Source organism: Tenacibaculum profundicola (genome assembly GCF_057220795.1).
The window spans coordinates 3790708-3804923 of the sequence record NZ_CM170137.1 but is presented as its reverse complement, the minus strand read 5'-3'; the positions used below and the strand labels follow the sequence as shown (position 1 = coordinate 3804923).

Annotated in this window: 12 protein-coding genes; 4 read left to right on the top strand and 8 right to left on the bottom strand. The window is 31.9% G+C overall.

Annotated elements, in window-relative coordinates; translation table 11 throughout:
- Nucleotides 1-443: 443 nt before the first annotated feature.
- From AC2TDS_RS15555 to AC2TDS_RS15520, 8 genes are all read right to left on the bottom strand, one after another.
- Nucleotides 444-1769 carry a beta-1,3-glucanase family protein gene (locus AC2TDS_RS15555; protein WP_484736497.1) on the bottom strand — a complete coding sequence of 442 codons (1326 nt, stop codon included), beginning with the start codon at nucleotides 1767-1769 and terminating at the stop codon, nucleotides 444-446.
- Between the two features lie 155 nt (nucleotides 1770-1924).
- Nucleotides 1925-2320: a DUF1842 domain-containing protein gene (locus tag AC2TDS_RS15550; protein WP_484736496.1), complete on the bottom strand. Its 396-nt coding sequence runs from the start codon at nucleotides 2318-2320 to the stop codon at nucleotides 1925-1927.
- Nucleotides 2321-2353: 33 nt separating this feature from the next.
- Nucleotides 2354-2767 (bottom strand): hypothetical protein, encoded by a 414-nt coding sequence (locus tag AC2TDS_RS15545; protein ID WP_484736495.1) that lies wholly within the window; start codon nucleotides 2765-2767, stop codon nucleotides 2354-2356.
- Between the two features lie 568 nt (nucleotides 2768-3335).
- Entirely contained in the window at nucleotides 3336-4871 is a 1536-nt protein-coding gene (locus tag AC2TDS_RS15540; RefSeq protein WP_484736494.1) for a hypothetical protein, read from the bottom strand.
- Between the two features lie 512 nt (nucleotides 4872-5383).
- Nucleotides 5384-5869, bottom strand: coding sequence for a hypothetical protein (locus AC2TDS_RS15535; protein WP_484736493.1), 486 nt, complete (start codon nucleotides 5867-5869; stop codon nucleotides 5384-5386).
- A gap of 621 nt (nucleotides 5870-6490) precedes the next feature.
- Entirely contained in the window at nucleotides 6491-7237 is a 747-nt protein-coding gene (locus tag AC2TDS_RS15530; protein ID WP_484736492.1) for a LytR/AlgR family response regulator transcription factor, read from the bottom strand.
- Nucleotides 7238-7307: 70 nt separating this feature from the next.
- The gene (locus tag AC2TDS_RS15525) at nucleotides 7308-9029 is read right to left on the bottom strand and encodes an ATP-binding protein (RefSeq protein ID WP_484736491.1); all 1722 of its coding nucleotides are present in this window, start codon (nucleotides 9027-9029) and stop codon (nucleotides 7308-7310) included.
- Between the two features lie 71 nt (nucleotides 9030-9100).
- Entirely contained in the window at nucleotides 9101-9553 is a 453-nt protein-coding gene (locus tag AC2TDS_RS15520; RefSeq protein ID WP_484736490.1) for a hypothetical protein, read from the bottom strand.
- A 676-nt stretch (nucleotides 9554-10229) separates the two neighbouring features.
- Between AC2TDS_RS15520 and ruvC the strand changes: the two genes are divergently transcribed.
- The 4 genes from ruvC (at nucleotide 10230) to AC2TDS_RS15500 (ending at nucleotide 13976) form a co-directional block, all read left to right on the top strand.
- Nucleotides 10230-10781, top strand: coding sequence for a crossover junction endodeoxyribonuclease RuvC (gene ruvC / locus AC2TDS_RS15515; RefSeq protein ID WP_484736489.1), 552 nt, complete (start codon nucleotides 10230-10232; stop codon nucleotides 10779-10781).
- 197 nt (nucleotides 10782-10978) lie between these two features.
- Nucleotides 10979-11341 (top strand): four helix bundle protein, encoded by a 363-nt coding sequence (locus AC2TDS_RS15510; protein ID WP_484736488.1) that lies wholly within the window; start codon nucleotides 10979-10981, stop codon nucleotides 11339-11341.
- 729 nt (nucleotides 11342-12070) lie between these two features.
- Complete coding sequence (gene hemW / locus AC2TDS_RS15505; protein ID WP_484736487.1) at nucleotides 12071-13210, top strand: radical SAM family heme chaperone HemW; 1140 nt, start codon at nucleotides 12071-12073, stop codon at nucleotides 13208-13210.
- A gap of 13 nt (nucleotides 13211-13223) precedes the next feature.
- Nucleotides 13224-13976 (top strand): cyclase family protein, encoded by a 753-nt coding sequence (locus tag AC2TDS_RS15500; protein ID WP_484736486.1) that lies wholly within the window; start codon nucleotides 13224-13226, stop codon nucleotides 13974-13976.
- Nucleotides 13977-14216: the final 240 nt, after the last annotated feature.

The following is a 14216-nucleotide window of genomic DNA, read 5'->3' as shown; positions in this document are numbered from 1 at the left end:
TTTAACACTTGGGAAAACGTAATTTAAAAACAACCTCCATCAGTAGGTTCTAAAGCACAAACATCACTGTAATTGGGTAAATTGTCTACAACTAATGTAATTCGTTCTATAAATAGTTTCATAGTAGTAGATTTGTTCTTGGATTAATTCGAAAGAAAAATAAACCATATTTGCTTTTTTGAGATCAAATATACTTTAAGCGTTGAAAATTAACCCATAAGCGTTTATAACTGTACCTTAAGTGCTAAAAATATTATTCTACCTATACTATGAAACAGTACCATCTATTTTTAAAGCTTGATTAAACCAGAATTATGCATTAGGAAATGATTTATATCATTTACCATTTGAATTTACCGTAATAAAAAAGCTATTTTCTTCGTTTCCTCTTCATTATAAAAGAATCATCTTATTCTTTTATCTTAATTTCAACACACATGTATTTATACTAAAGCATCTACCTCAAAAAAAGAGATTTCAAGTGCATTTACTTTCACCGGGTCTAAAGAGACTTGTACCGCAGAAAAGCGATCTGAATACGCAAAATTGTAGGCTTGAGATAAGCCCTGTAAGGTTTCTGCATATTGATTATAGAAAGAGTCATTACTTTGAAGATTGCTAAACAAAGAAGTGTTGGGTATTTTGCTAAACCAATCACTACTTTTCATCGCCCCTACTACTACTCCTTTTATTACAGTAGTCGACCCAATAGCACCTATATTAAAACCTGCCAATAAATCTCCTGTCACCCAACCGTAAACATCATTTTCTGGGCTCTGCTTTGCACCGCCATTTAAAGAAAACATGGCATTCGCTCCATAAATTCCATCAGGATTAATTAAATCTTCCTTTTTATACACCATCTTTGTTGGCGTCCCTCCTACTTTTCCTGTTAAGGTTACATCAAGTTTGTCGTTAATTGTTGCTGTTACATCATAATCTTGAGCACTCTGAGGTCCCGACGAAGGAACATTGGGTCCTACCCCATTAAAATGACCTGAAACGTGAGCTATTATACCTTTTCCTAATCCCTTAATAGCCACTTTATTCTTCTTTGAATCATCACCAAAATTCTCGAATAAATAATGTAAATATGATTTAAAAAGATGATATGGCATTACTGGCAACGCTTTTATAGGAGGGTATGAAGACGGCCCTATTATTCTGGCAAAACCAGATCCTGGCTGGTTGGAATGTTGCGCAAAATCACCAGGCACTAAAGCCGGTATAGCATTTGACAATCCTGATTTTGGAGATTGTGTAAGCTTTTTTAATGCTTTATATACTTGATTTGAGGTTACTCCTTGTTTTAATCCATAATCAGTTTGAACAGGAACCCCATCAAAAGAAGTTGCTAGCTTCATTGGAATACTCCAATAATCAATACTCGTTAAATCAGCAACATCCGCAGAATCCCCGTTAAATGTAAGCTCCATTTTATCATATCTTAAAAAGAAATTTTGATCTATAACATTTTGAGCTGGCTCATAATATGCGTCTAAAACCTCCCAAGGTTGTCCGTAGCAGATGTAAATTCTTCCGCTAAAATGGGTTATCTGCACTCCATTTTCCAACTCTTCATACCTATACCAATTTCCTTTACCTTTCGTGGCATTTAACGGCAACACATCAACCTGTAGGGGTTCAAACTCTCCAGCTTGATAACTAATATCAACTTGTTCGAGAGTACTTCCAGGCACAAAGCCAATAAATATATCTTTATGAGCAACATCATTTCCTTTTACAAATTTTACAGTTAATGGGTTCATTATCTTTTAGTAGTTTTGATTAGTTAATAGTAAAAAATAAGCGCTATGCTCATGTTAATCGCATAGCGCTTACCTTAGAATTAAGCTGTAACTTAGTTATCTTTAGTATTAAACTTAGCCAACTGACAGCTTTGAAAGTATTTGACTTATAGCTTTTATAATTGAAACATATCAGCAGATACTGGTACTTTCTCTTCGTGCTCTCCTTGAAAAGTAAAGCCTCCAGTACCATTCCAATCAGCTTTTAAAGCCATATTTGCTTCAAAAGGAAATTGAAGTGGAGTAAATTTGTTATCAGAAGGAATGCTTCCTCTTAAGCTAATTACTCTAACAATGTCTCGGTAACCAGTTGCGTAAACAGTGCCTGTAACTTTTCCTTTATAAACTTTTTTATCAGTACCTACATTAATTTCTACGGTTCCACTTACCGTATGTTCAGTTGAGTCTACTAGTAGTGAAAAATTAACAATAGTTGCTAAAAGATTAGGAGCATCTCCCATCGTTCCTTTAAAATATACTGTTTCTACTGCTGTATTTGTTGCTGTTGTCATGATAAATTATTTTTAGGTTGTTATACGTTTTAATTATACAGTTGCTTCTTCCTTTACATTAAACTCAATAGTATCTAAATTTCCTAAAGCCCAAACAACCCCTGATAAAGCTTTCTTAGGATTGTTTAATAATTTATATGGTTGACCACCGTTTACATCAAATTCGAAGTTATAAGGTCCACCCCAGTTTATCCCGGCGTATACTAAAGAATAGTTTCCTTCAGGAACTTTTATAGTGTATGTTCCTGATAAATCTTTTTGAAGTCCATTTAATGTGATTGTATCTGAAGGTGTAGTAGCTTCTTCAATATTGATTTTAACGTTTACTGTATTGAAGTTCCCGCTAACAATGTTACAAATTTCTACAGTGTCATTTGTATTACTGCGATTCACTGCAATTAAAATTAATTGATTGTCGCACTTGGTTATGTTAATAGTGTTTGTCATGATTTCTATGTTTATAGTTAGTTAAATTATTTTATAAACAAATAGGTATGCTAGCATTATTTGTGATATAAAACTACTGAACAAATCAGTCTAACATTGTAAAAATGGAATGAGCGATGTTTTCTTTTCTATAAATACAGGAAAATATGGAACGAAACAATAACTCAATTAACCACTCATTATCAATACTTTGATCTTTTGAAGCTGGTGCATTTTTCATGAGAAGAACATTGACTAAAAGAACCTCAACGTTTTCTGCCCAAATATTAAATACAAACCGACCCTTTCCATTGCAATATGGGTACTCCTATTCCGTTTTGTTCAAACTAAATCTTTCTCCTGTGTATCTATCCCACAACCACGTTCTATCAATTGATAAAAAACAATCGCTTTATTCGTTGTCCTTTATTTTAGCTAATACCACTTACCATTTGAATTTACCTATCATGATTGTTTATGGTAAATACCGATTCTTAAGTAAAACTCAAACATAACTGCAAGGAAATGATTGAATAATTTTACCTAAGAACCGGTATAACTATAATAATTCTAAAATTCTATATGTTTACTATTTTTTCAATTTCAATGAATCTCTATAAATTAAATTACCTTGTACACTCCAAGCAAAATCTAGCACTACTGTGTTTTTAAAATAAGGAGCCTCTAAATCGTAATATTGATCGGTAATATAGTATTGGAAAGCATCTTTTATAGTAGGAACATCATACAATCTAGCTTGTCCATGACAACTCATACAATTCGTTTCGATACCCACTTTATTTAATTTACCTCCTACATAAATCTTTTCACTTATTCTTTTCGCGCCAACTTTCTGATACCCTTCGTTGTAATATTTTCTAATAGTATCATTCCCTCCAGAATTATTTGGATTCTGTTTCGTAGCGGCAACATCAAAAGTGGCGGCATTGAATCCTGCTTCTAAATATGGATTGAAAGCATAAATCGATTCTTTTTTATCTTCTTTTTTTGTTAATGCATTAGAACCACCTGTGTTATGCTGTGCAGGACTAATCATATTATAGGCTAAGGCCATGCTATAATGTTTAGCCGAATTGTCTAGCGTTTTAGGTTTGTGAGTAGCTATCAATGTTGAACTTGGGCTTTGCGGAGCTTCAGGATTTTCAGCCCACCAGAAAGTTTGCCATGTCCACCTTCTATTTTCTCTTGTATTTACATGCATTCCTGCTAATACTGCATAATCACCTGCTTTAGCTTTTCCTGTCCCAAAAATATTGATGATGTTTTCGGCTTGTTCTTTATCTAACTTAAAATGAATAAAATCATTAATAGAGAAAACTTTATTTTCTGTATCTGTTGCTCCTTTCGTAGTAATGGTAATATCATTATTCCATGAACCTGGTCCAAACCCATCTTTAATCACCGAATCCATAGGTATTTGATTGTGATATCCCGGCCATGCAGGGAAACTGTATGTATCTGATCCAGGAGAATCCTCCTTTATTAAAGGATAGAAAACAGGTTTTATCAATACACTAGAAGCTGGAAACGCAGGGATATTTGCTATTTCCCCTGGCTTAATCATACTTTTTAATACTTCAAAATAATACAATTCATTATTATAAATATGATTTGCAGCCGATGGATCACATTTTACAAAACCTACAACATTAGCATCTTCTACCTCAATACCATGCTGACTTTGATGAGGAACTTCTAAGGATCCAGTATGAGATCTATCTAAATTTTCTAGTGTGTAAGCACTGTTAGACACTTTTGACTTTAACGCTGTTTTGATATCTCCTGGTGTATACCAAGTTTCAAATACTCTTAATTTCTGACCATTGTTTTTTTGAGCTGTATAAGTAGTTAGCGCGTCCCAAATATCCCAACCATGTGTAATAATGTCCTTATTAGTTTCAAGGTTATTTTTTACATGGCTTTTCTTCACCCAATTATTTATAGTCTCAGAAGGTGTAGGGAATTTTTGACCCGAATTTAATACTGATGGCATAGGAACAGCAGTAATAGATTGGAAAGAAACGACTTTCTCTTTGTCACTTTTTTCATGACTACATGCCAGTAGCGCTAACGCTATACAAGCACAAATAAGATAATTTTTCATGTATTTATAGTTTTTGTTTGATACTCGGAATAAATGGTTTATACTAGTATTGCACGCACTAAGGGAATCTATTTTCATATTCAAGCTCTATTCATTGCTCCTTTGTGCTTTGCGTTTGTTGCCAGTTTCATAATATAGGCTGGCAAAATACTTTTTGGATATTTCCTCCTCCACTAAAATTCAACCTTTATGCAACTTGCCATATCATTTCTGATGTTAATTTACCGAACATAATTGTTATGGTAAATGCCGATCTATACGTAAAACACAAACATGACTGCAAGGAAATGATGGAGTAATTTTACCTGAGAATCGGTATAATCTTTCTGTATCGACACCAAATTATTATCACTTGACATGATACTGTATTTGATTTATTTACATAAAATAGACGGTGACAAGAAACTTATTAGATTGTCAAACAGAAGTACCCCTACTACTGTTTTATAAAATTTATGATATCAGATTTTAAATAGAAAAGCTCCATATTGTGAATATAAAGCTTTTTTCTATTAAACAACTTCCCCGTTTCCATGCATCCTAGGGTTTAATACCCCTGCTGTAATCGTATAAATTAATCCATTAGGTCCTTCTTGAGCAAATCCAAAAATCCCATCCGCTCCTTCTTGGTATATTTGATTTTCTCTTTCATTAAAAGGAACTACCGCCCATGCTTCAACGTCTGATGCTTTTACAGTAATCTTTCTTGTTGAATACTTGGCATCCGTTGGACAAAAAACTTCTAATTCAAAAGCCATTGCACTCAAATTTTCAGTTGATACTAAAAACCATGTAGGCGTTGGTTCAGAGCCATGCTGACCGGGTGGCACTGGTAAATGTACATTTTCGTTAATTGGAAAAGACCCTTCTCTTAAGGTTCCTCCAGTAACTTTAGTTAGGTTACAATATAATTTGGCTCCATCTGTCGCCATTGGATCATTTTGACTTAAAGCAGATAATTGAAATACTTTATTTGACATCATAAATAGTTTTAACATTCCTACTCTCCAGCTTTTCGGATTCCGCCTTGTTTTTTTTCGCGGGTATTACTCCACTTTTATTTTTAAGAAAGTGACAAGATTGATTGGGTAACTTTCTCTAAAATGAAGAATCTTGGATTTCTTTTATGAATTAAAAGTACCTCTGGTTTAGATGCAATTCGTTTAAAATGGAATAAGATGGGGTTTGTTTTCCACGAAACTGGAAAAACGTAGAACGAAGTAATAGCATTAACCATTTGGATTTACCGTATATTCAAACAATAACTGGTGTAATACGATTTACAAATATTGAGTTTTCCTTATTATTGAAATAACTAAAGATTAAACCAAATCTATCTGTTATTTGGAGTAAGGGATACGACTGAAGAATTGCAACACTATTTGTGATGTGAACACACATAAAACGCAATAGCAAGGAAAAACCACGAAGCAATACAAAATTTAAAAATTCTCATATATACTTCGGAAGTAATAATATCTATTGTTAACATAACAAGATTACTTCACATAGTGTCATTCGTAATATCGTTATTAAAAAATGTAATGAATTTTACCCTCAGATCGAAATGTTTGACGGTTTTATAACAACAATTTGTTAGAGCTTATTTTTTATGAGTACTACTTTAAAGTTCTTACTTTCTTTATGATATCTTTATAACCATCACTTAAGGTTACTTTATGGTTTCCTGACACTAAAATTAGATTGTCGGACGGCACTATTTCTGTGATTTTGTCTAAGTTTACAATAAAATTTCGATGAGTGCGGAAAAAAATCGAATTATCAAGAAGTGCCAACAACTTTGTTAGGGATATCAGTATCACAAATTTTTCTTTTTCTGTAATTATATTGCAATATTTCTCTTCGACCTCAATATAAATAATTTCATGAATGTGAACTTTTTTAAGAGCTTTCCCTTTTTTAATAAACAGATATTCATCACTTACTACAGTATCTTCCCCTTCTCCCAAAAAGACATGCGTTTGTTCATAAAATTTTTCAACCGCTACCTCGAGTGCATACAATACCTCCAGTTCATTAAATGGCTTCATTAAATAACTAAAAGACTTGGTCAATTTCGCTCGCTCAAATAGTTGACGATCAATTGAACTCGTAAGAAAAACAAAAGGTTTCATCGCTTCAGGAACTATACTAATGGTTTCTGCAAAGGAAATACCATCAGGTGCTCCGTTTAAAAAAATATCAATGATAACTATGTCAATTTTTAATTGATAAAACTTGGTAAGTGCTTCTTTAAAGTTTCTGGCAACTCCAGTGACGGTATAGTTGTTCTCCTCTAGTACTTTTATCAGTTTATCGCTTTCTGAAGGAATATCTTCTATAATAAAAACATTAATAGTATCCATGGAGTTCGTTTTTAATATTTGGTTGAATATAAATCTCACTAAAGAGACATCAATAAAAATAGTTCACCTCTTATTCTACAGGTAAAGATACAATCATTTTTGTTCCTTTTCCTAATTCACTTTCTATAGAGAACTTCCCTTTATTCTTTTTAACCATGGATTTACATAATTGCACTCCTAATCCTGTACCTATAATTTTCTCATGTTCTTTTTTATGAAGTAATACTGTGTCATTTAACAATTCTAATCGAGTCTCTTCACTCATTCCTATTCCAGTATCTGAGATGACCAAATCACAATAGCCATCGTGAATATTATCTATATAAATAGAAATAGCTCCTCCTTCCTCAGTAAACTTAATAGCATTATCCAATACATTCCGAAGAATAATTTTCAACGATTCTTGATCAGCTAACACCACCTCCTTTTTACTGACTTGTGCATCAAATTTTATATTTTTACCCATCAACAAGGCTTTATAATTAAAAGCGACTTGCTCAATAATAAAAAACAAGCGTAATGAGGTAATTTTAAAATACCCTTGTTTTGTTTGTAATAGTGCCCAATGCAATAAATTATCCAATAAACCATAAGCTCCATTTACTATGGCACTATTGTTTTGTAATAAACTCTTTAAATTCTCAAGTTTTTTGTTTTCTAAGTTTTCTTGTAAGGTAACATTACTTGTTTTTAACGCATTTACTGAAGAACGTAAGTCATGACTCACAATAGAAAAAAGTTTGTCTTTTGTGGCATTTAACTCATCTAAAGTTTCTTTTTGCTTTGCTATTATTTTAGTTGTTTTTATTTTTTCCCGATAAGAAAAAAAACCTATTCCTAAAAGCACAAGTAAGCCAATAGCAAAATATAAAAAGATATTCCGCTGCGCCTCTTTTAGCTCATTTTGTACTTGTAAAACATCTACTTCTTTTTGTTTTTGTTTAACTGCAAATTCCTTTTCAAGTTTAGCAACTTCATAAATTTTATTCTGATCATTCAAAGAATCTTTCCAACGTTGTGATTCCTTTCTGTACTTTAATGCCTTTTCAAAATTTTTTCGGTTTTCTTCTACCACCGACATGTTTTTAGACGTAGACCTTCTAAGATCAAAATCATTAGTTTTCTTTGCCAACTCATAGGCTTTTATAAAATATGGAATGGCTAATTCATCTTTATATTGTTCATAATACAACGTTGCCATATCTCCATAACACCCTACAAGTTTTAAAGTATCATGAGTTTTTTCTCCAAACATTACACTTTGAATGAGGTGGCTTTCTGCATCATCAAATTTTCTAAGATGTAAATAAGACAACCCTAAGTTGTGAGTTAGAGAATTTTTATTAAAAAAATAATTTTTGTTTTTTGGGAGATTAAGAACTCCTTCAAAATAAGTTATCGCTTTATTATATCTATTTTGCACAAGATGTAACTCCCCTAAATATGTTTGAATCAAATTATAAAGCTTAAAATCTTCAGATATTTGAAGATATTCTTTTTCAGCTTCTTTAAAAATATTCATTTGGTTGAAGCTAAACCCACGTAGAAAGTGAGAATAGTTTTTTAGTGGCTGTCTTTGCGATGAAGCCAAATGCTTTTGAGTATAAATCAGCGTAGAATCCCATTTTTTTTGACAAAAAAAAGTAGAAGCTTTTTTAAAAAACAATTCAGTTTCAAATAAATCAGAAACTTGGTTAATCTCGTTATCTAACTTTTCCTTATAATCTTGTTGAGATTGAATTTGTAAGAAAGAAAAAAAAAACAGTAAGCTTAGTTTGATAGAAAAATCCATTTTTTTATAATCGACATCACAAATCTATCAAAAAAAACCTACTCTTTTATAATTTTGTTTGAAACATCCAATTACCCTCCAGTTGTCTGAACCGTAGTCTCTGTTCCTCTCGATCCTTCTGGATCATCATCCCAAGTATAAACCTTAACTTTAGTAATCCCTAATTTTTGATAATTGATTCCGGAGGTTGAAAACGAAATCCCATAAGGGTATAAGGTTGCTGATCCTTTTGGCTTAGCATCATGTGATATATAAAATGCTAATTTATTAGAATTTGTTTCTAAAATATTAATCGTAAAATCTAATGGTTCGCCATTATTTGCATTTGGTATATAAATAAAAGCAGAAACATTGATATTCCCATCAGCATCAAAACATGCCATTGCTAATGGCGCTAAAGGCCTTGAAGTAGCAGTGAAACTCGATAAACCTGCTCCGAATTCTATCCTAGCCCCTATATTAGTAAGCTGAGATTTTGTAGTTAATTTTTCTCCAGGAATTGGAATTTTCGTAATAGTGCTCATAACTAAAAATTTAAAATGGTTAGTAATTCTTTTATTGTTATCTTTTCAAAGAAAACAATAAAATAATTAGTAAAACAATATTTTAGTTATGAAATCAAAAATAATTGGAACAAAATTGTGTTTTTTAAGAACTAATAATTGGAAACTTCGTCTAAACAGGTCCTTTCAAATAACCTCAAAAAATCTCGACATTTAACCCAATAAGTATAATTACAAATAGCTAGATGATCGATAGCATTATTCCAGTGTCGAATACTAGATACTATCTTCTGTAATATTATAATCCCATTTATAAATTAAAATTACCGCTATCAAACGTCTTTTTCTCATTTCATCTTCATTAAAAAAAGAAACCATAAACAAAGACTAGGTTTTATTTTTATAATTTATATACAGAAAAATCATCATGTTATTTTATAGCAATTTCAACTCATAAATGAGATAACAACCTTATGTTGAGAGATAGAAAATAAATGGTTTAATTGAATTCCTGATGTTCGTAATAAATTTCAATCCAAAAAAGACTGTATAAACAATTCACAATCATTCATGTTTTTACAAACTATTTGGTTTAGTCTTAGCGTAAATGATCATCAGGAGCCTTGAAGTTCTTGGTCATAACAAGGTAATTAAGGATATATTTGATTAGTTTTGTCTCAGTTCAAAGTACACAAATTTGAAGACGGAAAGAATCATATTAGGTATTGATCCAGGAACCACCATCATGGGATTTGGAATTATTAAAGTTGTTGGTAAAAAAATGGAGTTTGTTCAGATGAATGAACTACTACTAAAAAAATATGAAGACCCATATTTAAAATTGAAACTTATATTTGAGCGTACCATTGAACTTATAGATACGTATAACCCGGATGAAATAGCTTTAGAAGCTCCTTTCTTTGGTAAAAATGTGCAATCCATGTTGAAACTAGGACGTGCGCAAGGTGTTGCCATGGCTGCTGGACTGTCTCGTCAAATTCCTGTTACTGAGTATTTGCCTAAAAAAATTAAAATGGCCATTACTGGTAATGGAAATGCTAGTAAAGAGCAAGTTGCGCTAATGCTCAAATCGTTGTTAAGTTTAAAAGTATTGCCTAAAAACCTTGACGCTACTGATGGTTTAGCTGCCGCCGTTTGTCATTATTACAATTCAGGTGCTAAAATAGGTGGTAAAAATTACACGGGTTGGGCCGCATTTGTAAAACAGAACCCGAAGAAAATTAAATAACAGTGATCAATTATCAGTGGACAATGATCAATTATCAGTGATCAGTAGACAGTGATCAATTAGCAATAGTCTATGAACAGTGATCAGTAGACAGTGATCATTGGACGGTTGACAGTGATGAATTGTCGGCGATAAATTACTTGGAACTGGTTATTTTAATTAAAAAATATATATTTACTTTTAAATCAATAAATGCTATGAAATTAAAAGATAATCCTTTGCAAAACAAATCCTATGATTTTGCTTTGGAAATAGTTCAACTAAGCAAAACTCTAATGAAAGATCAAAAAGAATACATTCTTTCTAAACAAATATTGAAAAGTGGAACCTCCATTGGAGCTAATATTGTGGAAGCAAATGGTGCTATTTCAAAAGCCGATTTTTCTTCTAAATTATCCATTTCTTATAAAGAGTGTTTGGAAACAAAATATTGGTTGTCATTATTAAAAGATAGTGGAGATTTAGATATCAATAAATTTCAATTATTGTTTGATAAAGCCGATGAAATAGGGAAAATTTTGTTTTCAATTCTAAAAACAACTAGGATTAATAAACAGTGAACAATTAGCAATGAACAGTGATCAGTGAACAATGATCAGTAGTCAATGAACAGTGAACAATTAGCAATGAACAGTGATCAGTGAACAATGATCAGTAGTCAATGATCAGTGAACAATTAGCAATGAACATCTGTCGATGGCTAAGGATATGGGAAAAGATAACTAATAACTGAACACTGATAACTGATAATTGAACACCGATAACTGAAAAAAGATAACTGATAACTGAACACCGATAACTGAAAAAAGATAACTGACAACTGAACACTAATAACTGAACACTGATAACTGAAAAAAGATAATTGATAATTGACAACTGAAAAAAGATAACTGATAACTGACAACTGAACACTAATAACCGAACACTGATAATTGAAAAAAGATAATTGATAATTGACAACTGAAAAAAGATAACTAATAACTGAACACCGATAACTGAAAAAAGATAACTGATAACTGACAACTGAACACTAATAACCGAACACCGATAACTGAAAAAAGATAATTGACAACTGAAAAAAGATAACTGATAACTGACAACTGAAAAAAGATAACTAATAACTGAAAAAAGACAACTGATAATTGAACACCGATAACTGAAAAAAGATAACTGATAACTGACAACTGAACACTAATAACCGAACACTGATCACTGAAAAAAGATAACTGATAATTGACAACTGAAAAAAGATAACCGATAACTGAACACTGATCACTGAAAAAAGATAAATGGCAGGAATTTACATACATATCCCATTTTGCAAGCAAGCTTGCTACTATTGTGATTTTCATTTTTCTACTTCCTTAAAAAAGAAAGATGACTTAATCACTTGCTTAGTACATGAATTGAAGCTGCGCAAAGAAGAGCTTCAAAACGACACTATAGAAACCATTTATTTTGGTGGTGGTACTCCTAGCCTTTTAACTAAAGAAGAACTACAATTAATTCTGGATGTTATTTCTAACAACTATACCGTAGCTCCTACACCAGAAATCACACTTGAAGCCAACCCGGATGATTTATCTGAAGAAAAAATAAACGAATTAGCAGCATCGCCGATTAATCGATTAAGCATTGGTATTCAGTCTTTTTTTGAAGAAGATTTACAAATGATGAATCGTGCACATAATTCTCAAGAAGCAAAAGATTGTTTGTCAGTAGCTACTAGGCATTTTGATAATATTACCATTGATCTTATCTATGGGATTCCAAACATGAGCAATAACCGTTGGAAAGAAAACCTAAACATTGCATTTAATTTTGGTATCAATCACATCTCATCGTATGCCTTAACAGTTGAATCCAAAACTGTTTTAGATAGTTTTATACGCAGTGGGAAATATCCTTCTTTAGATGAAACACAAGCGAAAGAACATTTTGATGTTTTAGTTACTGAAACGGCTAAGAATGGATTTGTTCATTATGAAATTTCTAATTTTGGTAAGCCTAGTTATTTTTCAAAGCACAACACAAGTTATTGGCTAGGTAAAAAATACATAGGAATAGGACCGTCGGCGCATTCTTTTAATGGAACACATCGAAGTTGGAATATTGCCAATAACTCTACATACATAAAAAAACTTCAAAACAACGAATTGCCTAACGAAATTGAACAACTCACTAAAAAAGATCAATTCAATGAATATTTAATGACAGGACTCAGAACTATTTGGGGAGTTTCACTATCCAAAATAAAACAAGATTTTGGAGAATCATTTTATTGTAAACTACTAACAAACGTCCAAAGATTCATCGACGAAAAGCTAGTATTAATAACTACCGCTACAAACGGAGAACAGCATTTAAAAACCACTAATAAAGGAAAATTTTTAGCAGATGGATTGGCTAGCGACTTATTTATAATTTAAGTATTTTTAGCTCATGATTGCAACCATTACACATTTAGGCAGAAAATATACTATTGACTTATCTAAACCTATTGACATATCAATTCCAATTGATCTATCCAAGCAAAATATTAATGCTTGGTATTTGGATGACCCTCAGATATCTCCAGTTACTTTAGGTGATTGGACTGGCAGTGTTGCTCAGGGTGCTGATGTTAACTTTAACAATATTGCTTTTAATCCGCACGCACATATTACTCATACCGAATGTGTGGGTCATATTACGAAAGAGGTATATTCTGTTAATAAAAACTTAGCTCAATTCTTTTTTTTAGCAGTAGTTGTAAGCATTCATCCCTTAAAAACAGAGACTAATGATTCGATTATTACCAAAGAACAATTAGAAGCAGTAATAGACAATAATTCATGTGAAGCTATTGTAATACGAACGCTTCCAAACACAGAAAGTAAAAAACATGCACAATATTCCAATACCAACCCCCCTTTTTTATTAGAAGAAGCGGCCACTTATTTAAAGGAAAAAGGTATTAAACATCTATTAATAGACCTTCCTTCTGTTGATAAGGAAAAAGACAATGGTCAGTTACTCGCACACAATGCCTTTTGGAATACCCAAGGCGATATTCGATTTGATGCCACTATTACAGAATTCATTTATGTTCCTGATCGTATAAAAGATGGTTTCTATTTTTTAAATCTGATGATTGCGCCTTTTGAAAATGATGCAACACCAAGCAAGCCTATACTGTACAAAATAGTTGAATAATGACTGAGTACATTGCAAATAGCATTATTTAAATCCAATATAAAAAACAATAATATTGCTGTTTTTTGTAAAACCTATTTATTTTTTTTATAAGTTTGAGCCTTACTTAAACAAAAAAATGACAAATTTTAATACATATAATAAACAGTGTACTTGGTCTTATTCATTGAGACGCAGTCACGTTCGGATTATTTATGTATTATGATTATTTAAAAATAAACTATAACTATTATAAAAAGT